Genomic DNA, 26,595 nt, shown 5'->3' with positions numbered 1-26,595 from the left:
ATTACTTGGCTGGTTGCGGGCAGGTTTCCGGCTGGCCGTCGAGACCTTCCGCCAGCTTCTCGAAACGCGCACTCGGCTTGGCCCCATCTGCGCCGAGATGCAGGACGTAGAGACTGTCGAAATCCTTGCCGTGCCACTTCGGCACCGCCTTGGCGTCGCCGCCATTGTCGGTCATCAATTGCCGGGCGAGATCGACGATCTGCTTGTGCTCCCACGCAACGAAGATCAGCTTGCCGGCATAATCGTGCTTTTCCAGCGCGGCCTTAAGGCCGTCGATATCCTCATAGCCGAAACTGGTATCGACAGGCAGACCCAGCGCGATGGCCGTCGGCTCGATGGTGGCGAGTGGCCGGATGTAATCGTAGGAAACGCCGGAATCTTCTTTCCGCTTGGAAGGATCCGGGGCAAAGATCACCGAGGGCTTGCCAAAGAGCTTTGTCAGCACCGGCGGCAGGGCCAGCGACCGGTTGAGGCCCTGGCAACTCAGCTGGCCGAGGCCTGCTTCCGGCTTTTCACCATGGCGCATGAAGACGATTGTTTGCGTGCCAGTCTCCGCCGCCGAAGCGAGTGGCGCGACGCTTGCGAACGAGGCGAGTGCCAAAAGGCCGGCGGTGACGGTTTGCGCCACGTTTCGCATCAGCGTTGCGCCTCAAACGCCATGCGGACGGCAAGCCCTGCCAACACGGTACCCATCAGCCATCGCTGCACCAGCGCGAAAGATGGGCGCCGGGTGAGAAACATCGCGATCCAGCCGGCACTTAGCGCGAACATGGCATTGAACGTCACGCTGATGATGATCTGCGCGAAGCCGAGAAAGAGCGATTGCGTAAAGACGCTGCCGGCGGCGGGATCGATGAACTGCGGCAACAGCGAAAGATAAAGCACCGCGACCTTCGGGTTCAGCAGGCTGGTCACCAGCCCCATGGAGAAAAGCCGGCGCGTGCTGTCTTTCGGCAGCTCGCGCACCTGAAAGGCGGAGCGGCCGCCGGGCTTCAGCGCATTCCAGGCAAGCCAGCCGAGATAGGCCGCACCCGCCAGCCGCAGCGCGTCATAAGCGAAGGGCACGGCAAGAACGAAGGCGGTGATGCCGAGCGCGGCTGACAGCATGTAGAAGATAAAGCCGCAAGCGACGCCGCCGAGCGAGATCAAGCCTGCCGCTGGTCCCTGCGAGATTGATCGCGATACCAGATAGATCATGTTCGGCCCGGGCGTCAGCACCATGCCGAGCGCTATCAGGGCAAAGGCGATCATGCTGGTCACGTGCGGCATCGGGGAGCTCCGGGCGGGAAGGCGTCAGAAAAGAATTTCGGTGGATGCGATCAGCCTGATTTCATGCGGCCCGGCGTCGAAACCGTCAAGCAGCATATTGTGATGGGAGACAATCTCTTCGAAAGCCAACTTGCCCATATCCGCCGTGGTGTGCCCATCCGAGATCAGCGAGACGTCGAAACCGAGCGAAACGGCGCGGCGTGCCGTCGTATCGACGCAGAATTGCGTCATGCAGCCGCCGATGAAAAGACGGGTAATGCCGCGGGCACGCAGCTTCGCCTCAAGATCGGTTTCGAAGAAGGAATCGCAGCTCGTCTTGTGCACCACGACATCGCCGGCTTCGGGTGCGATCTCCCGGCGCAACTGCCAACCTTCGCTGCGCTTCACTAACCGATGGCCCGGATTGCCGTCGTGCTGGACGATGAAGGCCGGAATGCCGGCAGCGCGTGCCCTGTGTTTCAAGCCCGCCAGCTTGGCGACAACCGCTTCCAGCGCAGCATCGATGGCCGGCTGCCGACCCGGAGCGCCAAGGCCGGTCAGGATGGAATTTTGAAGATCGATCAGGAGCAATGCAGAAGACATGATATCCTTGGGCAAAGCAGTTTCGACGCGCCGTTAACCCCTTGGTAATCTGTTCGCAGCGCCAGCGCAATCGCTTGAAAACGCAAGGGTGGTGCGTTAGAGCAAACACCATCTGAGGAGGAAATTGCCATGACGCTTGCATCCCTGCTCGCCTATTGCGGCGCTCTCTTCATTGCTGCGGCAATTCCCGGCCCTGGCATTACGGCGATCGTGGCGCGTGCGCTTGGCTCCGGCTTTCGCGAGACCTTTTTCATGGGCCTCGGCCTCGTGCTCGGCGACACGATCTACCTAACGGCCGTCATCCTCGGCCTTGCCTTTGTGGCGCAGGCCTTCACCGAGGTGTTCATCGTCATCAAGATCGCCGGTGCGCTCTATCTCGGCTATATCGCCTGGAAACTATGGACGGCCGGTTTGCTGGCAGCCGATATCGCGGCAAAGAAATCCAATAGCGCCGGCATGTCTTTTCTCTCGGGCCTGCTGGTGACGCTCGGCAATCCGAAGACCATGCTCTTCTACGTCGCGCTGGTGCCGACGCTGATCGATATCGGCAGCATCGGCCTGCGCGAATATGCGATGTTGCTGGCGGCAACCTTCGTCGTACTGCTTGTCGTTCTCGTCCCCTATATGCTGCTTGCCTCGCGAGCCCGCACATTCCTGAAGAAGCCGCGAGCCCTGCAGATCTTGAACCGGGTCGCGGCAAGCATCCTCGCGGGCACGGCCGCCTTCATCGCCGCCCGCGTGGCCTGAAAAAATCTTCTCTGAAGAAGTCAGTTGAGAGATTCTTTTCTCACGTGCGGCAAGCGGTGAGGACGCCCGCACTCTGGTTTCCGCAAGCATTTGATCCTATTGTCACTCCATAATTCCAATGTAGGGAGAGAACCCATGTCCGACACCCGCAAACCAGGCCGCGGCCGCGTCTATGCCTCGATCACCGAGACCATCGGCGATACGCCGCTCGTGCGTCTCGACAAGCTGGCAAAGGAAAAGGGCGTCAAGGCCAACCTCCTGGCAAAGCTCGAATTCTTCAATCCGATTGCCTCCGTGAAGGACCGCATCGGCGTTGCCATGATCGAGAGCCTGGAAGCTCAGGGCAAGATCGCTCCGGGCAGAACGGTGCTGATCGAGCCGACCTCCGGCAATACCGGCATCGCGCTCGCCTTCGCCGCCGCCGCCAAGGGTTACAAGCTGATCCTCACAATGCCGGAGACCATGTCGATCGAGCGCCGCAAGATGCTGGCGCTGCTCGGCGCCGAACTGGTGCTGACCGAAGGGCCGAAGGGCATGAAGGGCGCGATCGCCAAGGCCGAGGAACTGGCCTCGACGCTGCCGGATGCCATCATCCCGCAGCAGTTCGAGAACCCGGCCAACCCGGAAATCCATCGCAAGACGACGGCTGAGGAAATCTGGAACGACACCGAGGGCAAGGTCGATATCTTCGTCTCCGGCATCGGAACGGGAGGCACGATCACCGGCGTCGGCCAGGTGCTGAAGGCCCGCAAGCCCGACGTGAAGGTCATCGCCGTCGAGCCGACGGATTCCCCGGTTCTTTCCGGCGGCAATCCCGGCCCGCACAAGATCCAGGGCATCGGCGCCGGCTTCGCGCCGAAGATCCTCGACACCCATGTCTATGACGAGGTGATCACCGTCTCCAATGACGAGGCTTTCCAGCAGGCCCGGCTCGTGGCGAAGCTCGAAGGCGTGCCCGTCGGCATCTCTTCCGGTGCGGCGCTGACGGCAGCCATCAAGGTGGGCCAGCGCCCGGAAAACGAAGGCAAGACCATTGTCGTCATCATCCCCTCCTTCGCCGAACGCTACCTGTCGACGGCGCTGTTCGAAGGTCTGGGCGGCTGAAACAGCCAACCATAATTTTGATTGAGAAAGGGGTGCTGCGGCACCCCTGTTTCATTCGGGTAAAGCGATAGCCTCATGGTAGCGCACGCCGTGGCTGGCACTGAAGCCTTTCAGGTCGAACCTGCTCCAGACGGTGCCCCATGGAAACACAAGCCCGCCATCCGTCAACTCGGTCTGGAACATGGCAACCAAAACCTTGCGCACGAATTTGATCTCCTGGTTGATTGCCTGCTGGGTCGGCCAGCCCTCTTCCAGCGTCGCGCCCGGCAAGGAAACGCCCCAATGGGCACTCATCAGCCTGCCATCATGAAAGCATAACGCGATGCCGGCCGGTTGTTGTCCGAAGGACAGGCCATGCAGTTGCAGCCATTCGTAACCATTCTGTAGATCGCGCGATCCACCAACCCATTGAGAGGCGAGCGCTAGTACGCTCGATTTATCCTGAGATGCCGTGAATCGAACAGCGTCACCGATGCAAATGGCCCCGGTTCCTGGATCAATGGACAGTTCTGCACTCATGCGGAGACGACATCTTCCAATTCGATCAGCGATGCAGACGGTCCTATCGCATTCGGTGGCAGGCGTCCAAATCGAGCGCCTTCAGCCGCACCATGAGATCAGGCAGCCGCAGTCAACCGCTCACCCGCGATGCGATAGGAGATGGCTTCCGCCAGATGGATGCGCCCGACGGTCGGCTTGTCGTCGAGATCGGCGAGCGTCCGCGCCACCTTGAGGATGCGGTGATAGCCACGGGCCGAGAACTTCATCTTCTCCGCAGCATCCCGCAGCAATTGCAGGCCAGCTGCGTCCGGCTCGGCGATGGTTTCGATCATCGAGGTTGAGCAGCGGGCATTGGTGAGGATGCCCTTCATGCCGGCCGTTTCGAAACGCTCGCGCTGCCGCTCCCGGGCGCGGGCGACACGCAGTGCCACATCGGCGCTCCTTTCCGCCGCTGCCGGCCGGATAAGATCGGCGGCGGAAACGGCCGGTACGTCGATGCGGATATCGATGCGATCGAGCAGCGGGCCGGAAATGCGCCCCTGATAATCGCTGACACAACGCGGGCCTCGGGCGCAGGTATGCCCCGGCTCGCCGGCCATGCCGCATCGGCAGGGATTCATCGCCGCGATCAACTGGATGCCGGCGGGGTAGGAAACCCTGTGGTTCGCGCGGGCGATGACGCATTCGCCGGTTTCCAGCGGCTGGCGCAACGCATCCAGCGCCTGCGCCGAGAACTCCGGCAGCTCGTCGAGGAAGAGAATGCCGTTATGGGCAAGCGAAACCTCGCCCGGCCTTGCACGCAGACCGCCGCCAACGAGCGCCGCCATGGTGGCGGAGTGGTGCGGCGCACGGTAGGGCCGTCGATCGGAGAGCTTGCCGCCCGAAAGCTGGCCGGCAACGGAGTGGATCATCGATACTTCGAGCAGCTCCGATGTCGACAGCGGCGGCAATATCGACGGCAGGCGCGAGGCCAGCATCGACTTGCCGGAACCGGGCGGGCCGACGAAGAGCAGATTATGGCCGCCGGCCGCGGCCACTTCCAATGCCCGCTTTGCGCTCTCCTGCCCCTTGATGTCGGCAAGGTCTGGCAGGTTGGCGGCGGTGGCCCGCACTGCTGGCTCCGGGCGTGACAACACCTGGGTGCCGCGAAAATGGTTGGCAAGCGCGATCAGGCTGCGTGGCGCGAGAATATCGATTTCCTTGCCCGCCCAGGCGGCTTCCGGCCCGCTCTCGAACGGGCAAATCAGCCCCTTGCCCATGGCATTGGCAGCGATCGCAGCCGGTAGGGCGCCCGCAACGGGTGCAATCGTGCCGTCGAGATTGAGTTCGCCGATAACGGTGTAGGAAGACAAGGCGTCAGCCGGGATGGCGCCGAGCGCCGCCATCAGGCCAAGCGCAATCGCAAGATCGAAATGGGATCCTTCCTTGGGCAGATCGGCCGGCGCGAGATTGACCGTGACCTTCTTCGGCGGCAGGGCGAGGCCGGAGGCATGGAGTGCGGCCTGCACCCGCTCGCGGCTTTCGGCCACCGCCTTGTCCGGCAGGCCAACGATGTGCATCAGCACCTTGCCGGGCGCGATCATCACCTGAACTTCGACGGGCACGCCTTCGATACCCTGAAACGCAACCGTACTGACGCGCGCCACCATGCCTTGCCCTCGCCCAACTCGCTTGCCGCTATTAATTCTTCACCGCAGACCATGGGTTGCAACGTGGCAGAAAAAATGAAATGAAACAAGAACAATAAAAGAACAAAGGGGCGGTTTTTACAATTGGGGGAAAATTATGAGACTTGCGATATCGCTATCCCTTCTGATGACCGTACTTCTCGGCGGCTGCCAGTCCATCGATGGCGGGGATAATCTGGAAAGGGGCATTCCCTATTCGTTGAGCGCCAAGGAAACGGCTGCGGTGGAAAAGGGTTTGCGCGAGCAGCTTCCTTACGAGGGCCTTCTGCTTTTCGGGCCTATGGCGGCTTCCAAGAACAGCAAGGGCCATGTCAGCGTCTGCGGCACGATCACCGCCATGGGTGGCTATGGCGGCGTTGTAAACAAGCGGCCTTACGTCGGCATGATGGTCAACGTGAAGCCGCTTTTCGGCTTCGTGCCGATCGTCATCGCGGATGACAGCTCGACCGGGCAGTCAGCGGTGATCCTGACCTGCCGCCGCATGGGCATAGCGATATAATTCGTGTTGCGGCGAGCGCAAACGACCTCTCACCGATCCCCGGCGAAAACAGCCATCAGGCCCGCTTGGATTCGATCGCATCCCAGAGCAGGCTGGCGATGTCGGCACCGCCGAAGCGCTTCACTTCGCGGATGCCGGTCGGCGACGTGACGTTGATCTCGGTCATGTAGTCGCCGATGACATCAATGCCGACGAGAAGGAAGCCTCGGGCCTTCAGAGCCGGGCCGATGCGGGCGCAGATTTCCTGCTCGCGCGCCGTCAGCTCGGTGGCTTCGGCGCGGCCGCCGACATGCATATTGGAGCGGGCATCATGCTCGGCCGGCACGCGGTTGATCGCGCCAACAGCCTCGCCATCGACGAGGATGATGCGCTTGTCGCCCTTGCGCACGTCAGGCAGGTATTGCTGGGCGATGAAAGGCTCGCGGAAGAGCTGGCCGAACATTTCCAGCAGCGAGGAGAGGTTGCGGTCGTCACGCGTCGAATGGAAGACGCCGGCGCCGCCATTGCCATAGAGCGGCTTCAGAATGATATCGCCCATCTCCTCGCGGAAGCGGCGGATCTCGCCGGCATCGCGGGTGATCAGCGTCTTCGGCATCAGATCGGCGAATTCGGTGACGAAGATCTTTTCCGGCGAGTTGCGCACCCAGGCCGGATCGTTGACGACGAGAGTCTTCGGATGGATGCGCTCCAAGAGATGCGTCGAGGTGATATAGGCCATGTCGAAGGGGGGATCCTGGCGCAGCAACACCACATCCATGGTCGAAAGGTCGACACGCTCGGGCTCGCCGAGCTCGAAGTGGTCACCCTTGACATCGCGCAGGATCATCGGCTCGACGGAGGCATAGACCTCGCCGTCGCGCATGCTCAACCGCTCGGGCGTGTAGTGAAAGAGTTTGTAGCCGCGGTTCTGGGCCTCGAGGCTCATGGCGAAGGTCGAGTCGCCCGCAATGTTGATGCCCCGGACATGGTCCATCTGGACCGCGACATTCTTAATCTTCGCCATAGTCAGCCCTCGCTCGAATTCGCCGACAGATGTAGGTCGGCCCGCCTTCAAACGCAACGGCTATTCAAGGGCTTCAGGCAAAGCTCGCCGCACTCAGGCGGCGAGTCCCTGGGTGCTGCCGCCCTGCCTGACGAGATCACGCAGGCGATAGGCCATGGTCAAAGGCTTCGGGAACGGCTTGCGCAAAAAGGCAACCTTGCGTAGATAGCGATCGATACGCCATGTCGCCCAGGTGCCGCCGGCGAAATAGGCGACGTCGCCTGCAGTCAGCGTGCGTTCGACGCCATCTTCCGTGGTGATGTGCACCTCGCCTTCGAGGATCATCACCGTTTCATCCCAGCCGAAATACCAGCGGAACTCGCCCGCCGTGCAGTCCCACAGCGCCGTCAGCGCGGCATCGTCCTGCCCGCGGGAATGTTCGGCGATGCGAGCCACCGGCTCGCCTGCGAGAATCCACGACGGTTCGATCGGCGATGGCTTCATTTCCATCGCGCCCGCAGCATCGGCTACGAAGTTCTTCGATGGCGGCATCGCCACGACAACAGGCACCGCACGCGCGGCAAAGGCCGCCATGCTCGCCAACATCAGTTTCAAGACCATGCAATCCCCCAATTCCATGCGCGTCTCAATCTCCATCGCATGGAAGGGGTAACGGCGCCGTTCATGAAACCTGGCGCATTTTAACGATTGCAGGGATCAGGCGGAAAAACCTTCGATTGTGCAGAGGATCATGTCGTGATCGGAGAGCGGTTTGCTCTCTTCATTGAGGGAGGAAACAAGGTGGCTTTCGCTGATTTTCAGACCCCGGCTCAGAAACCAGTCGAGCTTCATGGCGCGATCGGGAAAGCGGGTGATGAGGCTTGGACGTGTGCTCGTCTGGTCGAGTGGGCCGCCATGGCATTCGAAGCCACGGCCCTCGGCCATGGCAAACAGCGTGTCGGTCGAGAAATCGCCGCCAGTGTGATTGCCGGTGTTGAGATCGCCGCCGATCAGGATCGGAAGGCCGGGCGCAAAGGCTTCGACGGCATCGATCAGCGCCGCCGTCTGCCGCTCGCGGTATGCAGCAGTTGCGACACTTTCGAGATGGACCGACACGGCAACGAAAGGTCCGGCTTCGGTTTCGACGATAGCGCCGACAGCGCAGCGATCGCCGATACGCGGCTGCTCGTTGCTGTCATTGAACCAGACTGCTTCGCCGGGAAGACGGAAGAGGAAAGCATCCTTCAGGGCGGCCGACGCCATCAGGGCGTTGCCGTGAAAGCCCTTCTCGTTGAAATCGTCGCGGCAGTAGGAACGCTCGATTTCCGAGCCGAGGCTCAGTTCCAGGAACTCGACGCCATAGGCATAGTTCATACCGAGTTCACCGGCGACGACGGCCGTGGGATCACGTTGCTCGGTGCGGGCCATGCCATCGTCCATCTCGGAAAGCAGAACCAGCGGCGCGCCTGTCGCCCGCAGCTTCGCCGCAGTCTCCTCCGGAAACAAGCAACGCTCGAGGTTCCAGGCCGCAACGGTGAAGGGGAATGACAGAGCCGCGACCTTGCCTTCCGCGCCACCGACCCGCACCGTGTTCATGCAGGCAAGCGATGCCAGGATAGAGGCATGAACGGCAGGAGATTTCTCCAGCGAGACGAAGCTCTTGCGCTCCTCCTGCGAGGGAACGGTGGAGGCGGAAACGGTGCTGCGGATCATGATAAGGCCTGTCGAAAAGAGATGGGAAGCGCCGGTGGGGGGACTGCAAGCGCATGTCGGCCCGGCAATAGGCTGATTTTGTGACGTTTCTGTAACGCCAGCCTTAAAACGCATCCGGAAAATGCTGCGGCCAGCGGCCGGGTAGCATGGCGACGATATCGTAGCGCTGCGACAGACGGGCAAAATCCGGTTGCCGCGCCAGCCACAGGTCGCTGGCGGCGCGGATGCGCTTCTGCGAAGAAAAGGAAACCGCATCGATCGCCTCTTGCGCCCCCCGCCTCGATTTGACCTCGACGAAGACGGCAAGATCCCCCTTGCGGGCGACGATATCGATCTCTCCAAGTTTGGTGCGGTGGCGGATGGCCAGGATGCGATAGCCTTTGAGCAGCAGGAAGGCGGCGGCCAGATATTCGGCCACATGGCCACGTCGCCACGCCTTCTGCCGCTTCAGCCTCTCGCCTGTCTCAGCCATGGCTCTCCTTCATGTCGAGCAGTCGCTGATAAAGCTCCTTGCGCGGCAGGCCTGTCAGGCGGGCGGCTTCCGCTGCCGCCTTTGCCGTCGGCATCGTGCCTGCGAGGTCGGCAAGAATGGCGTCGATATCAGCTTCGGCTGTCACGCTTTCGGCCGGCGGCCCGACGAGCCAGACGATCTCACCCTTGACGTTATCGACCTCGCTATAGAAGGCGGCGAGTTCGGCGAGCGTGCCGCGGCGGAATTCCTCGAAGGTCTTGGTGAGCTCCCGGCAGACGGCGGCGGGGCGTTCGACTCCGAGCACATCGGCGGCGGAGGCAAGCGTAGCGGCGATGCGATGCGGCGATTCAAAGAAAATGAGGGTCGCCGGAATGCCGGCAAGTTCCGCCAGCCGGTCCCGCTTGCCCTTGTCCTTGGCCGGCAGGAAACCGGCAAAGAAGAAGGCGTCGTTGGGAAGGCCAGAGCCGACGAGGGCGGCAAGCGGCGCCGAAGCGCCGGGAATGGGAACGACCTTGTAGCCAGCCTCGATCGCCTGCACCGCCAGCCGATAGCCAGGGTCGGAGACCAGCGGCGTGCCGGCATCGGAGACCAGCGCCACCGAACGACCGGCTTCCAGCGCCTGCAGCAGACGAGGGCCGGCCTCATCGGCATTGTACTCATGATAGGCATAGGGCCTGTTCTGGATGCCATAGCGATCGAGCAGGACGCGGGTAACGCGGGTGTCCTCGCAGGCGAGAACGTCGGCGCCCGCAAGCGTCTCCAATGCCCTCAGCGTGATATCGCCGAGATTGCCGATGGGGGTGGCCACGAGATAGAGCGCCGGTTCGAGGGGACGGGCCGGAATGTTGCTGTTGTGCAGGCGGAAACTGCGTGTCCCGCCCCCTGATTGGTCTTCGTTCATGCCTGTCCTGAATTCGCGTCGGATTCACAGCCTTTATGGGCGAGGCGCGGGCTGACGACAAGAGCGGTGCAATTCCTGTGGAGCATTGTCGACGAAATATCGAATTGGCGCTTGGCAATTGGTCCATGCCTCTTGCATTCGGATGGAGAAGTCTGCCAAGTTGCCTGTCCAATCTTTCGGGCCTCGTCCGAAAACATGTCGCTCGGGCGCCTCGGGCTGCCCGGCAAGTCACGGTCGAAAGCGGTAGCATCCATGCGTATTACAATTGAGCGGTCGAACCTCCTGAAGTCGCTGAACCACGTCCATCGCGTGGTCGAGCGTCGCAACACGATCCCGATCCTGTCGAACGTGTTGCTGAAAGCCGATGGCACGAGCCTCGACATGAAGGCGACCGATCTCGATCTCGAAATAACCGAGGCAACGCCCGCCAATGTCGAGCAGGCCGGCGCCACCACCGTTCCCGCGCATCTGCTCTACGATATCGTGCGCAAGCTCTCGGACGGATCGGAAGTGCTTCTGGCCACCAATCCCGATGGCAGCTCTATGACGGTTGCTTCTGGCCGCTCGAAATTCTCGCTGCAGTGCCTGCCGGAATCCGACTTTCCGGATCTGACCGCAGGCAGCTTCAGCCACTCCTTCAAGCTGAAGGCTGCGGATCTGAAGATGCTGATCGACCGCACGCAGTTTGCGATCTCCACCGAGGAGACGCGCTATTACCTCAACGGCATCTTCTTTCACACGATCGAAAGCGACGGCGACCTGAAGCTTCGGGCTGTTGCAACCGATGGCCACCGCCTTGCCCGCGCCGATGTTACGGCGCCCTCGGGCTCCGAAGGCATGCCGGGGATCATCATCCCGCGCAAGACGGTTGGCGAGCTGCAGAAACTGGTGGATTCGCCGGATACGATCGTCACCGTCGAGGTTTCCGATGCGAAGATCCGCCTGACGATCGGCTCCATCGTCATGACGTCGAAGCTGATCGACGGCACCTTCCCCGACTATCAGCGCGTCATACCCACAAATAACGACAAGGAAATGCGGGTCGATTGCCAGTCCTTCGCCCAGGCCGTCGACCGTGTGTCGACCATTTCCTCGGAACGTGGCCGCGCGGTGAAGCTGGCGCTTTCGGACGGCCAGCTGCTGCTGACGGTCAACAACCCGGATTCGGGAAGCGCGACCGAAGAAGTGGCTGTCGGCTACGAGATGGATGCGATGGAAATCGGCTTCAACGCCAAATACCTGCTCGACATCACCGCGCAGCTTTCGGGTGAATCCGCCATATTCCTGCTTGCCGATGCCGGCTCGCCGACGCTCATTCGCGACACGGCAGGCGACGATGCGCTTTATGTTCTGATGCCGATGCGCGTCTAAAGAAACCAAAGCGCCCTTTCATGCGTTTCTCCGACGCAAAGGGCGCTTTTCTTTTGTCCTTTGTGGATTGCGACATTTTCTCTTGTTATTGCGCCATCGCATTGCAAGATTCGCTGTGAGCGATATGTAAGTCGTAACCGAAACATACTGGTGGGGGAGAGCATGGCGCTGCGTCTCAAGGAACGGCTGGGCAAGAAATTCGACGAGGAAATCCGTTTCTTCAAGGGCATGATGCAAGGGCCGAAGACTGTCGGCTCGATCGCCCCGACGTCGTCGATCACGGCCCGCAAGATGGCGAGCGTCATCGACATCCAATCCGGCTTGCCCGTACTGGAGCTCGGACCGGGCACAGGCGCGATCACCAAGGCGATCCTTGCGCGCGGCGTAGAGCCGCAGAACCTCGTCGCCATCGAATATTCCACCGATTTCTATAATCACCTTGGCAAGCTCTATCCCGGCGTCCACTTCATCAATGGTGACGCTTTCGATCTCGACACGACGCTCGGCGTGCTACGCGGCCAAACTTTCGATTCCGTCGTGTCCGGCATCCCTCTCCTCAATTTCCCGATGAAGGCGCGCGTGGCGCTGCTGGAAAGCCTGTTGGACCGCATGCCGGCCGGCCGGCCCGTGATACAGATCTCCTACGGGCCGGTGTCGCCGATCATCGCGCGGCCGGATCGCTATCATATCCGCCACTTCGACTTCATCGTCCGCAATATTCCGCCGGCCCAGCTCTGGGTCTATAGCCGCGGCTGAGGCAATCAATCCATGTACGCTCTTTATATCACGCACCCGCAGGTGCGCATCGATCCTGACGTTCCGGTGCCGCAATGGGGACTTTCCGAAATTGGCGCGGCAAGAGCGCGACTGGCGGCAACCCATCCATGGGCGCAGACGCTTGGCCTAATCGTCTCCAGCGGCGAGCGCAAGGCGATAGAAACAGCGGAAATTCTCGCGGCAGCGAGCGGTGCGACGGTCGAAATCGTCGAGGCCACGCACGAAAACGACCGCAGCGCCACCGGCTTCCTGGCTCCGCCGGAATTCGAGAAGGCGGCGGACTGGTTCTTTGCGCACCCGCATGAGAGCTTCAAGGGCTGGGAACGCGCCATCGACGCGCAAACAAGGATCGTCTCCAATGTCGAGGCCGTTCTTTCGCGGCACGATCCGAAAATGCCGATCGCCTTCGTCGGGCATGGCGGCGTCGGCACGCTGCTGAAATGCCACCTGGAGGGAAAACCGATCGCGCGGCAAGGCGATCAGCCGCCCGGCGGCGGCAATCTTTTCTGTTTCGATCTTGCGAAGCGCGCCGTCTCATGCGACTGGACACCCATGGAAGACTGGATGGGATGGGCTTGATATGACCGCACGCGACCGCTTGATCGTTGGACTGGATGTTCCAAACCTTCAGGAGGCCGAAAAAGTGGTCGGCGCCCTCGGCGACGATATTCTCTATTACAAGATCGGCTACCAGCTCGCCTTTGCCGGCGGCCTGGAATTTGCCCGCGACCTTGCCGCCGACGGCAAGAAGATCTTCCTCGACATGAAGCTGCTCGACATCGACAACACGGTCGCCTCCGGCGTCGAGAACATCGTCAAGATGGGCATGTCGATGCTGACGCTGCACGCCTATCCGAAGGCGATGAAGGCGGCGGTCGCCGCGGCCAAGGGATCGGATCTCTGCCTGCTCGGCGTCACTGTGCTGACCTCGATGGACGAAGAGGACCTGATCTCCGCCGGCTATGAATACGATCCGCATACACTGGTGCTGCGCCGCGCCGAACAGGCGCATCTCGCCGGCATGGGCGGCATCGTCTGCTCGGCGGAGGAATCCTCCGCAGTCCGCAAGATCATCGGGCCTGACATGGCGCTGGTGACCCCCGGCATCCGGCCTGCCGGCAGCGACAAGGGCGACCAGAAGCGCGTGATGACACCGACCGATGCCATCAAGGCCGGTTCGAGCCATCTCGTCGTCGCCAGGCCGATCGTCAAGGCAAGCGACCCGAAGGAGGCGGCACGCGCCATCCTCGCCGAGATCGCCGCCGCACTGTAGATCATTGCAGGAAACAGGGAGGCCGATATGCCAAAGGGATACTGGATTGCGCGCGTCGATGTTCGCGACCTCGAGCGCTACAAGGATTACATTGCCACCGCCAAGCCGGCCTTCGAGAAATACGGCGCGAACTTTCTTGCTCGCGGCGGTGCATTCACCCCGCTTGAGGGGCAGGCGCGCGGCCGCAACGTCGTGATCGAATTTCCATCGCTGCAGCACGCCGTCGATTGCTACAATTCGCCGGAATACCAGGCGGCCGCCAAAATCCGCCACGAAGTAGCGGATGCGGAAATGGTCGTCGTCGAGGGGATCTGATCCCTTCGAAATGCGACGCTGCGATGCAGCGTGATAGCACTTCACCTCGGCGTTCGGATCGGCTAAGACGAAACAAGATAAGCCCAATCCAAAGCCTTTCGAGGAGCCTGCCATGACCCTGTCCAACCTCCCGCCGCTCGTTACCGTGTTCGGAGGATCAGGCTTCATCGGGCGGCATGTCGTGCGTGCGCTTGCCAAGCGCGGATATCGCATTCGTGTCGCCGTGCGCCGCCCTGATCTTGCCGGTTTCCTGGTGCCTGCCGGCAATCTCGGCCAGATTTCCATCGTCCAGGCCAATGTGCGCTACCGCAACTCGATCGACCGTGCCGTCGAAGGCGCACAGCATGTCGTCAATTGCGTTGGCATCCTCGCCGAAAGCGGCCGCAACACCTTCGACGCCGTGCAGGAATTTGGCGCCAAGGCTATTGCCGAGGCCGCTCGTGGCGTCGGCGCTTCGCTGACGCATGTTTCCGCTCTCGGCGCCGATGCCAATTCGCCTTCGGCCTATGCCCGCACCAAGGCCCGCGCCGAGGCTGCCATTCTGTCGATCAAGCCTGATGTCGTGATCCTGCGGCCTTCGATCGTCTTCGGGCCGGAAGACGGCTTCTTCAACAAGTTCGCCGACATGTCGCGCACGGCTCCCTTTCTGCCACTGATCGGCGGCGGCAAGACGAAATTCCAGCCCGTCTATGTCGAAGATATCGCAGAGGCAGTTGCACGCGGCGTCGATGGCAAGCTGAAGGCCGGCACGACCTACGAACTCGGCGGCCCGGAAGTGCTTTCCTTCCGCGAATGTCTCGAGACCACGCTCTCCGTCATCAACCGGAAGAAGCCGCTCGTTTCCATCCCGTTCGGCGTCGCCTCGCTTATCGGCTCGCTTGCTTCGCTGGTGCCGCTTATCACGCCGCCGATCACTTCCGACCAGGTGACGCTCCTGAAGAGCGACAACGTCGTTTCCAAGCAGGCCGAGGCGGATGGGCGCACGCTGAAGGGTATCGGCCTGCTGCCGACGCTCCTCGTCTCCGTGCTGCCGTCGTATCTGGTGCGCTATCGCCCGCAGGGCCAGTTCACCGGTTCCGGCAAAGCCGCCTAACGATTCGCCGCGTCAGTCAAATACAAGCGCCGCCGGGCCTCCCCGAGCGGCGCTTTTTGTTGCCTATGGAGCACAAAAATAGACTTCGAGACGCGGGCAAGGCTCCTTCGTTCACAGCTCAACGTTGCCTAAAAGACGCAGTCTGGAAATAGTAGCATTAACGTCAAATTTAAGATGAACATTTATTGCTATTGCTCATTTCACTGACTAACAAAGCCGCGCGTCACAAGCTTGGACAATGAACCGGTTCGTGGCGCGCTTCACACTTCTGCGGAAAGGCATTCTTCGATGGGCAAGTCTATCGCGCTTTTGTTTGCGTGCGCGGCACTGGTGATTCTCGCAGGCTCTTTCATGGCCCGCGGCAGCATCGCCTCGGTAAAGGGCGAATGTGCGCCGACCTACGGCGTCGACCCTTGCACGACAGGCTCTATCGACGCCTCCTCCTCGAACTGATCGAGCATGAAAAAGGCCGGTTTTCACCGGCCTTCATTGTATCTGGGCTTGCGTCGTCGGACGATCGGTCTCAGCCGAAGTAGAGTGCGATCAGACCGACAGTGCCGACGGCAATGCGCCACCATGCGAAGGGGGCATATCCGCGGCGCGAAACGAAATCCAGCAATACCCGGACGACGAGCAGCGCCGAGATGAAGGCGGTGACGAAACCGATGACGATCAGCAGGCCCTGGTCCATGCTGAGATCATGCCGGCTCTTCCAGAGATCCAGTGCAAAAGCGCCAGCCATGGTGGGCATGGCGAGAAAGAAGGAAAACTCGGCGGCCGAGCGCTTGTCTGCGCCGAGCAGCAGGGCACCGACGATGGTGGAGCCGGAACGCGACGTTCCCGGGATCATCGCCAGGCACTGGAAGAAGCCGATCTTTACTGCCATCGGCCAGGAAAACTCATAGGCACTGGTATATTTGGGCTTGAATTGAATCTTGTCGACGACGAGCAGGACGATGCCGCCGAGGATCAGCGAGACGCAGATCACCTTCGGCGAGTCGAACAGCACCGTCTTGATGAAGTCATGCGCAAGCGCGCCGATGACGGCGGCCGGCAGGAAGCCGAAGAGAATGGCAAGCACGAAGTGGCGAGCCTTGACGCTGACGGGCAGCGCCTTGGCGATCTGAACAAGCCGGTTGAAATAGACGAGCAGGATGGCGAGAATCGCACCGAGCTGGATGAGAACGTCGAAAGTGGCGGCTTCCTCGAAGCCTAGAAAATGTCCGAGCAATATCAGATGGCCCGTGGAAGAGACGGGAATGAACTCCGTAAGCCCCTCCACAAGACCCAAAACCAGCGCGATAATAATTTGTTCAGCCATATCGTGTCCTTTGTCAAACGGCAGGGCGGCCCGATTCGCTTGTGCAAACTAGGCCAAGCTCCTATAGCTTCAACCCATGACAAATGACTAGGGCCGTGCGATCGCGACCCGAAAAACGCCGTAGCACCAATTGGAAACACCTGAGTATCAATGCCGACGCTGTATCACCACCCAATGTCATCTTCTTCCCGGTTCGTTCGTCTGATCCTGACCGAATATGGCTATCAGACGGAGCTGATAGAGGAGCAGACATGGGAAAAGCGCCGCGATTTCCTGGCGCTCAACCCAGCCGGAACCCTGCCCGTCTATGTCGATGACAGCATGCGGGCGCTGTGTGGCGCGTCTGTTATTTCCGAATATCTCGACGAGACGCACGGGGTCCTGAAGCGGGACCGCCGGCTGCTCGCCGAAGACCCGTTCCAGCGCGCGGAAATTCGCCGGCTGACGGAATGGTTCATGCAGAAGATGGAGCAGGACGTGACGCGGCCGCTGACACGCGAGCGCGTGTTCAAGCTGCAGATGACCGCGGAGCAGGGCGGCGGCGCACCCGATTCCAAGGTGATGCGCATGGCGCGCGGCAATATCCGTCAGCACATGAAGTATCTGTCCTGGCTGGCGGGCTCCCGGCAATGGCTTGCCGGTGAGCGGCTGAGCTATGCCGATCTGGCGGCGGCCGCCTCGATTTCCGTGCTCGACTATCTCGGCGAGATCGACTGGACGGAGTCTCCGATCGCCAAGGAATGGTATCAGCGGCTGAAGTCGCGCCCCTCCTTCCGGCCGATCCTGGCGGAACGCGTGCGCGGGGTCACTCCGGTTTCGCACTACGCCGATCTGGATTTCTAGAGCATTTTCGCTTTTCTCCGAATCGCGAAAGCGCTCTATCTCTTTGTTTTTACGCATTCCGAACGGAAAATCGCTACGCACTTTTCCTGGAAATGCTCTAACGAGGGCTGGATATGCCCGATGATCGCCAAGCAGAGAAAGCCGACAAGCGACGAAGCGCGCTGACCACCTTCCTGCGCGACGAGGCGCGCGCCCAGGGCTTCGATCTCTGCCGCATCACCCGGCCGGACGCCATTCCCGAGGCTGCCGTCAGGCTCGACCAGTTTCTGGAACAGGGCCATCACGGCACCATGAGCTGGATGGAAGAGACGCGAGAGCGGCGCGGCGATCCGCGCGTGCTCTGGAGCGAGACCCGCTCCATCGTCGTCTTCGGCCTCAATTACGGACCCGATGAAGATCCGCGTGGCATTCTGGAGAAGAACGACAAGGCCGCGATCTCCGTCTATGCCCGGAACCGTGACTATCACGATGTCATCAAGGGGCGGCTGAAAGAGATCGCCACGCGCTTTGCGGCGCGCTCGAAAGAGGACGTCAAGGTCTTCGTCGATACCGCACCGGTTATGGAAAAGCCGCTGGCTGGGGCGGCCGGCCTCGGCTGGCAGGGCAAGCACACCAATCTCGTCAACCGCAGCTTCGGCTCCTGGCTGTTTCTCGGCTCGATGTTCACCACCGCCGACCTCGAGCCGGATCAGCCTGAGCCCGACCATTGTGGCTCCTGCCGTGCCTGTCTGGATGCCTGTCCGACCGCTGCTTTCCCGGCACCCTATCAGCTCGATGCCCGCCGCTGCATTTCCTATTTGACCATCGAGCATAAGGGGCCGATCGACCCGCAGCTTCGGCCTTTGATCGGCAACCGCATCTATGGTTGCGACGACTGTCTTGCCGCATGTCCCTGGAACAAGTTCGCAAGTGCTGCCTCGGAGATGAAGCTGGTCGCCCGCGAAGACCTGAAGGAGCCGTCGATCGCCTTTCTGCTCACATTGGACGACGCCGCCTTTCGCACGTTCTTCAGCGGCTCGCCTGTAAAGCGCATCGGGCGTGATCGTTTCATCCGCAATGTACTGATCGCCGCCGGCAATTCGGGCGAATCCAGCCTGATCGGCGCTTGCCGCGATCTGGCAAGGGACCCCTCGCCCACCGTGCGAGGCATGGCTGTCTGGGCACTATCGCGGTTGATGACGGCTGGCGAGTTCCTGATATTTGCTGCAGAAAGAGATGATGAGCCGGACGAAGAAGTTCGCGCGGAATGGAAAATGGCGGGAGTTGCGTGATGCATGTGATGATTTTCGGCTGCGGCTATTCGGGAACGGCCATCGCCAAGGCCTTCGCTGGGCCCGGCATTCGCGTCACCGGCACGACCCGCTCCGCCGACAAGGCAGAACTGCTGGCCAAGGAAGGCATCGAAGCCTTCGTCTTTGACGGCGAGACGCTGGACCCGGCTCTGGCGGAAGCGATGGCCTCAGCGACTCATCTGGTGCAATCGATCTCGCCCGGCAAAATTGGCGACCCGCTGCTGCGGCTGGCGCAGCTCAATCTGCGGGCATTGATGCCGAAGCTGGAATGGGTCTGCTATCTCTCGACGGTCGGCGTCTATGGCGACCATAAGGGCGCCTGGATCAGCGAAGAGACGTCACTGCATCCGATCGCGGCGCGCTCTGTCGAGCGGGTCGAGGCCGAGGACGGCTGGCTGCGCGTCGGCATCAGGCTCGATCGTCCTGTCGCCGTGCTGAGACTCTCTGGCATCTACGGCCCCGGCCGCAACGCTTTCAGCAATCTCGACAAGGGTACCGCGCGGCGTCTCATCAAGGCAAACCAGGTTTTCAACCGCATCCGCGTCGAGGATATCGGCAGCTGCGCGCGCTTCCTGTCCGATCGCAAGCTCGGCGGCATATATAATGTCACCGACGATGAGCCGGCGCCGCCGCAGGACGTTGTGGCAGAGGCCGCCCGGCTCATGGGCATCGAGCCGCCACCCGAACAGCCCTTCGAGACGGCCGAGCTGACCCCGATGGCGCGCTCCTTCTATGGCGAGAACAAGCGTGTCTCGAACGGGAAACTGCGCGCGCTCGGCTTTGCGTTTCGCTATCCCGAATACCGCATGTCGCTTGCCGAACTCTGGTCTTCGGGGCGCTGGCGGGGTTGAAAATTCGGCCCTGCAACCAAGTGTAATCGCATGAAAATTCCTACTTGGCCGGCTACCATAGTTCAATTTTCTCCCCATTTAAGGTTAACGACCTCTAAATTGGCTCAAATGGGGCAGCGATTATGGCAAAGCAGCAAAATTATTTTTCCTGATTTCGTGATCTATTGCATTGCAGCACGACCGTGAGAATAATCGTTCCATTTTTAACTGATTTTATTAGGTTTTTTCCGTAACTCAGCAAATCCACTGAATAGTCACAGTATTTGCTGCGATCCGCAAATGTTACAACCTGTAACATTCCGTGATCTAAAAAGGCACTTTTTCGCCATTTTTGGCCGGATTTAAGCCCCCGCCGCCCACCAAGGCGCAAGTTCAATAGCTTGAGGGAAAACTCGGTTTGACGAAATTCAAACGTTCTTTGGCAATCGCCGCAACTATATCCGCCTCCTTTGCTCTTCTTTCGACTCAGGCAATAGCCTCGACTGGATGCGGAGGCGCTTCATGGTACGGGGGAAGCTCCCGAACTGCTTCCGGGGAACGTATGAGTTCCAAAAATCTTACTGCCGCTCATCGCTCGCTTGCTTTCGGCACCCGTCTGCGGGTCATCAACAAGCACAATGGTCGTAGCGTCGTCGTTCGCATCAACGACCGTGGTCCGTTCATTCGCGGCCGCGTCCTCGATCTCTCCCGCGCCGCTGCGCAGGATATCGGCATGGTCGCCTCCGGCACCGCCAACGTCTGCTACGAAGTCGTCGCCTCGAAGTAATCGCTCGATATGGCCGGAAGCGCAGTGCATTTCGGCGCGACGCTTGCTCTCTCCGTCAATCGCGGCTACCACGCGGTTGGGACGTCTTAATAATCCGCCACCATGTGCATTATTCGTGCGGATTGATGAGGTGTCAGCGATTTTGGTAGAGCGTTACGTTTCCCGGTAAACTCAGTCGAGTTTGGGACGGCGCGCAAGCAGGAGAGTGTGAATGCGTCTGGGCGGCCGATTACAGGGGGCCATCGAAGTTCTTGCCGATATCGAAGCGCGCAAGCGACCGGTGGCCGACGCCCTGAAGGATTGGGGCCTTGCCCATCGCTTCGCCGGCTCCGGCGACCGCGCCGCGATCGGCAATATCGTCTACGACGCGCTGCGCATGCGGCTATCCCATGCTTGGCTGATGGGCGACGACAGCCCCTCCGCGCTTGCCCATGCGGTGCTCTTTCGCCAGTGGGGCCTGACGCCGGAAGCTTTGGCCGCAGAACTCGATGGCGATAAGTTCGCCCCCGAGGCGCCGAGCGCCGAGGCGCTGGCCGCCTTTGCCGGCCGCAAGCTAGACGATGCGCCCCGATACATCCAAGGCGACATTCCCGAATGGGTCGAGCCTTCCTTCGAACGCGCCTTCGGCAAAGACTGGCTTTCCGAGGCTCAAGCCCTTTCCGAACGCCCGACGCTCGACCTTCGCGCCAATGCCTTGAAGGCGGACCGCGCCAAGGTGGTGAAGACACTGGATCGTGCCGGAGCACAGGCATCGAAGATCGCCCGTTTCGGCATCCGCATTCCCGCCGGCGAAGGCGCATCCCGCCTGCCGAACGTCACCGCAGAGCTTTCCTTTCAGAAGGGCTGGTTCGAGGTGCAGGACGAAGGCTCGCAGATCGTCGCCGATCTCGTTCTGCCCGAAGAGGGTGACCAGGTGCTCGACTATTGCGCCGGTGGCGGCGGCAAGACGCTCGCCATGTCGGCTGCCATGCACAATAAGGGCCAGGTCCACGCCTACGATTCCGACCGCCGGCGGCTGGCGCCTATCATCGAACGGTTGAAGCGCGCCGGCACCCGTAATGTGCAGGTCCATGACGAACGCAATGCTCTGCTGGCCCTGCGCGGCAAGTTCGACAAGGTCCTTGTCGATGCGCCCTGCACCGGCACAGGCACATGGCGCCGCAGGCCTGATACGAAGTGGCGACTGACTCAGAAGAATCTCGACGAGCGCACCAGCCAGCAGCAGGAAGCATTGGCCCAGGCCGGTGAATTCGTCCGTCCCGGCGGCTCGCTCTTCTATGTCACCTGCTCTGTCCTGCCTGAGGAAAACGAGGCGCAAGTCAACCGTTTCGCAGCCCAAAATCCGGACTTCGAGGTGGTGGACGCGTTGAGCTCCTGGGAAAAGCTGTTTGGCAAGGACACGCCGCAGCCGCTCTCGTCCGACGGCAAGACCATTACGTTGACACCCGCTTCCACGGATACGGACGGCTTCTTCTTCTGCCGCCTGCAGCGAAAAATCTGAGCTGCTATCAATCCGCCCGCAGCGGATATTGCTGCCGTGGCGGAATGAGATGATGCAGCACGGCAATGGCGATGAGCAGCAGGCCGCCGAGGCCGACCACCGTGAACAGCGTCCACGCCGACAGATGCGATCCCAGTGCCACCAGCGGCACAGCGCCGGCTGGCGGATGCGTCACTCTCAAAATCAGCATCGCCGCAATGGCGAGACCGACCGCGATGGCGGCGGCCCACCACAGACCCGGCAGCAGCGCCATGGCAAGGCTGCCGACAAGGGCCGCCAGCAGATAGCCGCCAAGTACATTGGCCGGTTGCGCCAGCGGACTCTTCGGCTGGCCGAAGATCAATACGGCCGTCGCACCGAAGGGCGCGATCAACAGGGGAATGCCGGTCGCAATCGCCAGGGCGCCGACGGCGGTCATGCCCGTAACCGCGCCTACACCCGACTTCAGATGCCCGTGCCAATGGCCTTTCGGTTCATGACGGTGAAGGAAATGTTTGAAATGGCGATGCATGGAAGATCTTCAAAACTCGGCTGAAATCTATTTGCCTGTTTTTTGACCTGTATCTGCCGCTTTTTCAAGCAAATCCATTCCATTCATACAGCCGAAACCAATAATATTCGGCCTTAAAACCATTCTAAACTAGAGCGTTTGACACAAGTTTATTTTTCATACATGACACAAAACGCCAAGTTTTTGACAGTGCCCCCGCTGTCATTAGGAGAGGGAACATGAAACTCAAGATCAATTTTGGCGCCGTGCTTGCGGTCGCCTTTGCTACGACTGCCGCATCTGGCCTGCCAGCCCTTGCCGCCGCTCCCGAGCCGGCAGCTGCCCTCAAGCATTATGCGGACGTGGCTCACGCCAAGTATCAGGACTCGCTGACGACGGCGCAGGCGCTTGACAAGGCGATCGACGCCCTGCTCGCCAACCCGAGCGACAAGACGCTGAAGGCGGCGCGTGCTGCCTGGATCAAGGCTCGCGTTCCCTATGCTCAGACGGAGGCCTATCGCTTCGGCAACTCGATCGTCGACGATTGGGAAGGCAAGGTAAATTCCTGGCCGCTGGATGAAGGCCTGATCGACTATGTCGACGCTTCCTACGGCACGGAAAGCGATGAGAACGCGCTCTATGTCGCCAATGTCATCGCCAACAAGACGATCAAGATCAACGGCAAGGATGTCGACGCTTCGCATTTGACGCCGGAATTCCTCTCCGGCACGCTGCATCAGGCTGGCGGTGTCGAAGCCAACGTCGCGACCGGCTACCATGCCATCGAATTCCTGCTCTGGGGCCAGGACCTGCATGGCACCGGACCGGGCGCCGGCGAACGCCCCGCAACCGACTATGACCTCAAGAATTGCACGCATGGCAATTGCGACCGCCGTGCCGAATATCTGAAATCCGCTTCGACGCTGCTTGTTGCCGATCTCAAGGATATGACCGACAAATGGGCGCCGGAAGGCGAAGCCACCAAGCATGTAGAAGCCGATCCGAAGGCTGGTCTCACCGCCATCCTCACCGGCATGGGTTCCCTCTCTTACGGCGAACTTGCCGGCGAGCGCATGAAGCTCGGCCTGCTGCTGCACGATCCCGAAGAAGAGCAGGATTGCTTCTCTGACAACACCTACAACGAGCACAATGGCGACGCCATCGGCATCGCGGCTGCCTATACCGGCAACTACACCCGCGTCGACGGCACCAAGCTGAAGGGCCCGTCCCTGCATGATCTGGTGAAGGCCAAGGATCCAGCGCTCGACAAGGAAATGGAAGGCAAGCTTGACACGACGCTTGCAGCCATGAAGGCGCTGGTGCATCGCGGCGAGACGGTCGAGAAGTACGACCAGATGATTGGCGAAGGCAATAAGGAAGGCAACGCGACTGTTCAGAAGGCCATCGACGGCCTGCTCGACCAGACGAAGAGCATCCAGCGCGTCATCGCTTCTCTGGATCTCGGCACGATCAAGCTCGAAGGTTCGGACAGCCTGGACAACCCGAACGCCGTCTTCACCAAGAAGTAATAGGGAATGGCGGCAGCGCTAAAAGGCGCTGTCGCCCCGACACCCATGACAAGCATCCCGGCCAACCGCGCCCTGCTGCCCGCCCTAGCTGCGGTTTTTTTGGTTTTCTCCATCACGCTGGCCGGCGCGGCCATTCTCGATTTTCCGACTGCTCGCACCGATCTTTCCGCCGAACAGCTGAAGCGGGTGCGCGACGTGGCCCGCGCGACCACCAATTTCCTCAAGGCCGAAGCCTATGAAGCGATGCAGGGCGGTGCCTCGACGTCGATCGATCCCGTCAATCGCGATATCTTCTCGCAACCCTCGGCCAATTTGAGCCAAGAGCAAGGGCAGGATTTTCATCTCGGCAACGCCCTCTTCCGCAAGCTCTGGGTTTCGGCGCCCTCCTCAACGCAGGCCTCCGACGGGCTGGGGCCACTGTTCAATGCCCGCTCCTGCCAGAGCTGCCACATCCGCGACGGCCGCGGTCATCCGCCGGACGCCGATGGAGCCGCCGCAACCTCGATGGTGCTGCGTCTGGCTCGGCCCGCCGCCACGCCGGAGGAGGAGCAGGCAGCCAAGGATTTCAGCGCGCTCAACTTCCCCGATTCGACCTATGGCAAACAGCTGCAGGACCTCGCCGTGCCGGGCCTTGCCGCCGAAGGCAAGGTGACGGTGAGCTATAGCGAGCAAACCGTGACGCTTGCCGGCGGCGAGACCGTGATGCTGCGCAAGCCGCATTACGGCGTGACCGATCTCGCCTATGGGCCGCTCGACGCGACCACCACATTCTCGCCCCGCATCGCGCCGCCGATGATCGGCCTCGGCCTGATCGAGGCCATTCCAGAGGCGGACATTCTCGCCAATGCCGACCCGGACGGCAAGAACGGCACCGGCATTCGCGGCAAGCCCGCCATTGTCCGCGATCACCGCACGGGGGAAATCGCGCTCGGCCGCTTCGGCTGGAAGGCCCAGAACGCAAGCGTGCGCGACCAGGTGGCGGATGCCTTCTCGGTCGACATCGGCATTTCCACCCCGGACCGGCCGAACCCTTATGGCGACTGCACGGCGAAGGAACCGCAATGCCTTGCCATGCCGAACGGCGTACAGAAGCGCCTGGGCGATACTGAGGCACCGGATCCGATCCTGCCGCTCGTCACCTTCTACTCCGAAAACCTCGCTGTGCCCGCCCGCCGCAAGGCAAGCTTTCCCGATGTGCTGCACGGCAAGGAGATGTTCTATCGCTCCGGCTGCGCCTCATGTCACACGCCGAAATTCGTCACCCGCGACGACATCAAGGGCGGCGACGGCAAGGGCTCTCCGCAAGCCTTCCAGCTGATCTGGCCCTATTCCGATTTCCTGCTGCACGATATGGGTGAAGGCCTTTCCGACGGCCAGCAGGTGGGCGTCGCGTCCGGCAGCGATTGGCGCACGCCACCGCTCTGGGGTATAGGCCTCACACAAATGGTAAGCGGTCGGCAGGCCTATCTGCATGACGGCCGCGCCCGCACACTGACCGAAGCCATCCTCTGGCATGGAGGAGAGGCGGAAAAAGCCCGTACCGCATTCGCCGACCTTTCGAAGGACGATCGGCAAGCCCTCATCAACTTCCTGGAGTCACTTTGATGCGCCACTGGAAACGTCTCGCAGCCAGCCTTCTCCTCACAGCCGCCGCCTTGCCCGCTCAGGCGCAGGACGCGACGACCAACGGCGCCGGCTTGAACGAAGCCGCGGTGCCGGCAACCCTGCAGAAGGCGGTGGACGACGTCATTCGTCCGGGCTACCGCGCCATGCACGAGTCCACTTCGAAATTGACTTTGGCCATGAAGGCGCTTTGCGCCGATCCTTCCGCCACAACGCTTACCGGCGCCCAATCCGCTTTCGGCGACACGGTGAAGAGCTGGTCGCGCATCGAAATCGTCGATACCGGCCCAATCATCGACAAGAACCGCTTCGAGCACATCCTGTTCTACCCGGACCGCAAGGGCGTCGGCCTCAAGCAGGTGCAGGCGCTGATCGCCAAGGCCGACGAAAAGGACACGACGGTCGAGGCCGTCGCCGGCAAGAGCGTCGCGCTGATGAGCATGACGGCGCTGGAATATGTGCTTTACGGCACCGGCTCGGACGTTCTTGCCAGCCAGAAGCAAGGCTTCCGTTGCCGCTATGGCGCAGCCGTCGCCGGCAATATCGAGAACACGGCCAAGGAAATCGCCGACGAATGGGATGCACCCGATGGCGTGCAGAAATCCTGGAAATATCCGGGCAAGTCCAGTGACGATTTCATGGACAACAAGGAAGCGGTCACGGCGCTCCTCGGCATCCTCGTGCATGGTGCGGCCAATGTCCGCGATCAGCGGCTGGAGACCTTCTACAAGGGCGACCCTGCGTCGGCGCGGCCGAAGATGGCGATCTACTGGCGCTCCGGCAACACCTGGACCTCGTTCACCGGCAACATCGAAGGCCTCAAGACCCTTTGGGAAAAAGCCGACATGGCAAGCCTGCTGCCGGCGAACAAGCGTGACGCCGCCGCCAAGATCGACGGATTGCTGAACGAGCTTGCGACGACCGCACCGACGATCAATTCCAACATCGAGACGGCCCTCGGCAACGATGCGGAACGCGCCAAGATCGATAAGCTGCTCGCCGTCAGCCGCGATCTCACCACCGCCTTCAGCGACGAATATGGCGGCGCCATCGGCCTTTCCGCCGGCTTCTCCTTCGCCGACGGGGACTGAC

At 61.2% G+C, this 26,595-nt stretch carries 30 protein-coding genes; 18 read left to right on the top strand and 12 right to left on the bottom strand.

Annotated elements, in window-relative coordinates; all coding sequences use genetic code 11:
- Position 1 precedes the first annotated feature (1 nt).
- Genes ACQZ6F_RS22735 through ACQZ6F_RS22725 form a run of 3 tightly spaced genes read right to left on the bottom strand, consistent with a single transcriptional unit; the run spans position 2 to position 1,851 of the window.
- Positions 2-637 (bottom strand): hypothetical protein, encoded by a 636-nt coding sequence (locus ACQZ6F_RS22735; RefSeq protein ID WP_449094199.1) that lies wholly within the window; start codon positions 635-637, stop codon positions 2-4.
- The gene (locus ACQZ6F_RS22730; protein WP_077468492.1) at positions 637-1,269 is read right to left on the bottom strand and encodes a LysE family translocator; all 633 of its coding nucleotides are present in this window, start codon (positions 1,267-1,269) and stop codon (positions 637-639) included. The genes ACQZ6F_RS22735 and ACQZ6F_RS22730 overlap by 1 nt, the downstream gene beginning before the upstream one ends.
- A 24-nt stretch (positions 1,270-1,293) precedes the next feature.
- On the bottom strand, positions 1,294-1,851 hold the full coding sequence (locus tag ACQZ6F_RS22725; RefSeq protein ID WP_068397813.1) for a cysteine hydrolase family protein: 558 nt from the start codon (positions 1,849-1,851) through the stop codon (positions 1,294-1,296).
- A gap of 129 nt (positions 1,852-1,980) precedes the next feature.
- On the opposite strand from ACQZ6F_RS22725, the gene ACQZ6F_RS22720 reads away from it, so the two are divergent.
- Entirely contained in the window at positions 1,981-2,598 is a 618-nt protein-coding gene (locus ACQZ6F_RS22720) for a LysE family translocator (protein WP_449094198.1), read from the top strand.
- 135 nt (positions 2,599-2,733) lie between these two features.
- A complete protein-coding gene (gene cysK, locus ACQZ6F_RS22715) occupies positions 2,734-3,702 on the top strand; it encodes a cysteine synthase A (RefSeq protein WP_068397818.1) in 969 nt (322 codons plus the stop codon).
- Between the two features lie 51 nt (positions 3,703-3,753).
- On the opposite strand, the gene ACQZ6F_RS22710 is transcribed toward cysK, so the two are convergent.
- Complete coding sequence (locus ACQZ6F_RS22710; protein WP_449094197.1) at positions 3,754-4,221, bottom strand: hypothetical protein; 468 nt, start codon at positions 4,219-4,221, stop codon at positions 3,754-3,756.
- Between the two features lie 98 nt (positions 4,222-4,319).
- Positions 4,320-5,852 (bottom strand): YifB family Mg chelatase-like AAA ATPase, encoded by a 1,533-nt coding sequence (locus ACQZ6F_RS22705; protein WP_449094196.1) that lies wholly within the window; start codon positions 5,850-5,852, stop codon positions 4,320-4,322.
- A gap of 136 nt (positions 5,853-5,988) precedes the next feature.
- On the opposite strand from ACQZ6F_RS22705, the gene ACQZ6F_RS22700 reads away from it, so the two are divergent.
- Positions 5,989-6,390, top strand: a complete 402-nt coding sequence (locus tag ACQZ6F_RS22700) for a hypothetical protein (RefSeq protein ID WP_449094195.1) — start codon at positions 5,989-5,991, stop codon at positions 6,388-6,390.
- 55 nt (positions 6,391-6,445) lie between these two features.
- On the opposite strand, the gene gshB is transcribed toward ACQZ6F_RS22700, so the two are convergent.
- The 5 genes from gshB to rsmI form a co-directional block, all read right to left on the bottom strand.
- Positions 6,446-7,393: a glutathione synthase gene (gene gshB / locus ACQZ6F_RS22695; RefSeq protein ID WP_068400589.1), complete on the bottom strand. Its 948-nt coding sequence runs from the start codon at positions 7,391-7,393 to the stop codon at positions 6,446-6,448.
- 93 nt (positions 7,394-7,486) lie between these two features.
- Positions 7,487-7,993, bottom strand: a complete 507-nt coding sequence (locus ACQZ6F_RS22690; RefSeq protein WP_174069963.1) for a cupin domain-containing protein — start codon at positions 7,991-7,993, stop codon at positions 7,487-7,489.
- A gap of 96 nt (positions 7,994-8,089) precedes the next feature.
- Positions 8,090-9,085 carry an endonuclease/exonuclease/phosphatase family protein gene (locus ACQZ6F_RS22685; RefSeq protein WP_449094194.1) on the bottom strand — a complete coding sequence of 332 codons (996 nt, stop codon included), beginning with the start codon at positions 9,083-9,085 and terminating at the stop codon, positions 8,090-8,092.
- Positions 9,086-9,188: 103 nt separating this feature from the next.
- Positions 9,189-9,557, bottom strand: a complete 369-nt coding sequence (locus ACQZ6F_RS22680) for a YraN family protein (protein WP_267551385.1) — start codon at positions 9,555-9,557, stop codon at positions 9,189-9,191.
- Positions 9,550-10,458 (bottom strand): 16S rRNA (cytidine(1402)-2'-O)-methyltransferase, encoded by a 909-nt coding sequence (rsmI, locus tag ACQZ6F_RS22675; protein WP_449094193.1) that lies wholly within the window; start codon positions 10,456-10,458, stop codon positions 9,550-9,552. Before rsmI ends, ACQZ6F_RS22680 begins: the two co-directional genes overlap by 8 nt.
- 252 nt (positions 10,459-10,710) lie before the next feature.
- On the opposite strand from rsmI, the gene dnaN reads away from it, so the two are divergent.
- The 7 genes from dnaN (at position 10,711) to ACQZ6F_RS22640 (ending at position 15,740) form a co-directional block, all read left to right on the top strand.
- On the top strand, positions 10,711-11,829 hold the full coding sequence (dnaN, locus tag ACQZ6F_RS22670; protein WP_068401129.1) for a DNA polymerase III subunit beta: 1,119 nt from the start codon (positions 10,711-10,713) through the stop codon (positions 11,827-11,829).
- A 162-nt stretch (positions 11,830-11,991) separates the two neighbouring features.
- Entirely contained in the window at positions 11,992-12,585 is a 594-nt protein-coding gene (gene pmtA, locus ACQZ6F_RS22665) for a phospholipid N-methyltransferase PmtA (RefSeq protein WP_068401132.1), read from the top strand.
- A gap of 12 nt (positions 12,586-12,597) precedes the next feature.
- The gene (locus ACQZ6F_RS22660) at positions 12,598-13,185 is read left to right on the top strand and encodes a histidine phosphatase family protein (protein ID WP_449094192.1); all 588 of its coding nucleotides are present in this window, start codon (positions 12,598-12,600) and stop codon (positions 13,183-13,185) included.
- 1 nt (position 13,186) lies between these two features.
- Positions 13,187-13,879, top strand: a complete 693-nt coding sequence (pyrF, locus tag ACQZ6F_RS22655) for an orotidine-5'-phosphate decarboxylase (RefSeq protein WP_077468482.1) — start codon at positions 13,187-13,189, stop codon at positions 13,877-13,879.
- 27 nt (positions 13,880-13,906) lie between these two features.
- Entirely contained in the window at positions 13,907-14,194 is a 288-nt protein-coding gene (locus ACQZ6F_RS22650; RefSeq protein WP_449094191.1) for a DUF1330 domain-containing protein, read from the top strand.
- 112 nt (positions 14,195-14,306) lie between these two features.
- Positions 14,307-15,287: a complex I NDUFA9 subunit family protein gene (locus tag ACQZ6F_RS22645; RefSeq protein WP_449094190.1), complete on the top strand. Its 981-nt coding sequence runs from the start codon at positions 14,307-14,309 to the stop codon at positions 15,285-15,287.
- A gap of 288 nt (positions 15,288-15,575) precedes the next feature.
- Complete coding sequence (locus ACQZ6F_RS22640) at positions 15,576-15,740, top strand: hypothetical protein (RefSeq protein ID WP_267551379.1); 165 nt, start codon at positions 15,576-15,578, stop codon at positions 15,738-15,740.
- A gap of 70 nt (positions 15,741-15,810) precedes the next feature.
- Here ACQZ6F_RS22640 and ACQZ6F_RS22635 read toward each other — a convergent pair whose 3' ends face one another.
- The gene (locus tag ACQZ6F_RS22635) at positions 15,811-16,608 is read right to left on the bottom strand and encodes an undecaprenyl-diphosphate phosphatase (RefSeq protein ID WP_449094189.1); all 798 of its coding nucleotides are present in this window, start codon (positions 16,606-16,608) and stop codon (positions 15,811-15,813) included.
- Positions 16,609-16,758: 150 nt separating this feature from the next.
- Here ACQZ6F_RS22635 and ACQZ6F_RS22630 point away from each other — a divergent pair, with 150 nt between their 5' ends.
- The 5 genes from ACQZ6F_RS22630 (at position 16,759) to ACQZ6F_RS22610 (ending at position 21,861) form a co-directional block, all read left to right on the top strand.
- The gene (locus ACQZ6F_RS22630; protein ID WP_449094188.1) at positions 16,759-17,451 is read left to right on the top strand and encodes a glutathione S-transferase family protein; all 693 of its coding nucleotides are present in this window, start codon (positions 16,759-16,761) and stop codon (positions 17,449-17,451) included.
- Between the two features lie 113 nt (positions 17,452-17,564).
- Entirely contained in the window at positions 17,565-18,722 is a 1,158-nt protein-coding gene (gene queG / locus ACQZ6F_RS22625; protein WP_449094187.1) for a tRNA epoxyqueuosine(34) reductase QueG, read from the top strand.
- A complete protein-coding gene (locus tag ACQZ6F_RS22620) occupies positions 18,722-19,594 on the top strand; it encodes an SDR family oxidoreductase (protein ID WP_449094186.1) in 873 nt (290 codons plus the stop codon). The genes queG and ACQZ6F_RS22620 overlap by 1 nt, the downstream gene beginning before the upstream one ends.
- Positions 19,595-19,991: 397 nt before the next feature.
- Positions 19,992-20,360 carry a septal ring lytic transglycosylase RlpA family protein gene (locus tag ACQZ6F_RS22615; RefSeq protein ID WP_068400618.1) on the top strand — a complete coding sequence of 123 codons (369 nt, stop codon included), beginning with the start codon at positions 19,992-19,994 and terminating at the stop codon, positions 20,358-20,360.
- Between the two features lie 211 nt (positions 20,361-20,571).
- Entirely contained in the window at positions 20,572-21,861 is a 1,290-nt protein-coding gene (locus tag ACQZ6F_RS22610) for an RsmB/NOP family class I SAM-dependent RNA methyltransferase (RefSeq protein ID WP_449094185.1), read from the top strand.
- Positions 21,862-21,868: 7 nt separating this feature from the next.
- Here the strand turns inward: ACQZ6F_RS22610 and ACQZ6F_RS22605 are convergent, their stop codons facing one another.
- A complete protein-coding gene (locus tag ACQZ6F_RS22605) occupies positions 21,869-22,372 on the bottom strand; it encodes an HPP family protein (protein ID WP_068400622.1) in 504 nt (167 codons plus the stop codon).
- 218 nt (positions 22,373-22,590) lie between these two features.
- Here ACQZ6F_RS22605 and ACQZ6F_RS22600 point away from each other — a divergent pair, with 218 nt between their 5' ends.
- The 3 genes from ACQZ6F_RS22600 to ACQZ6F_RS22590 are packed head-to-tail and all read left to right on the top strand — an operon-like array spanning position 22,591 to position 26,594.
- The gene (locus ACQZ6F_RS22600; protein ID WP_449094184.1) at positions 22,591-23,880 is read left to right on the top strand and encodes an imelysin family protein; all 1,290 of its coding nucleotides are present in this window, start codon (positions 22,591-22,593) and stop codon (positions 23,878-23,880) included.
- 45 nt (positions 23,881-23,925) lie between these two features.
- Entirely contained in the window at positions 23,926-25,485 is a 1,560-nt protein-coding gene (locus ACQZ6F_RS22595) for a di-heme oxidoreductase family protein (protein ID WP_449094410.1), read from the top strand.
- Positions 25,485-26,594, top strand: a complete 1,110-nt coding sequence (locus tag ACQZ6F_RS22590; protein ID WP_449094183.1) for an imelysin family protein — start codon at positions 25,485-25,487, stop codon at positions 26,592-26,594. Before ACQZ6F_RS22595 ends, ACQZ6F_RS22590 begins: the two co-directional genes overlap by 1 nt.
- Position 26,595: the final 1 nt, after the last annotated feature.

This window comes from Rhizobium sp. A22-96 (assembly GCF_053521805.1).
Note: the sequence above shows the minus strand (reverse complement) of the source record. Positions and strands in the feature narration are given on the sequence as shown.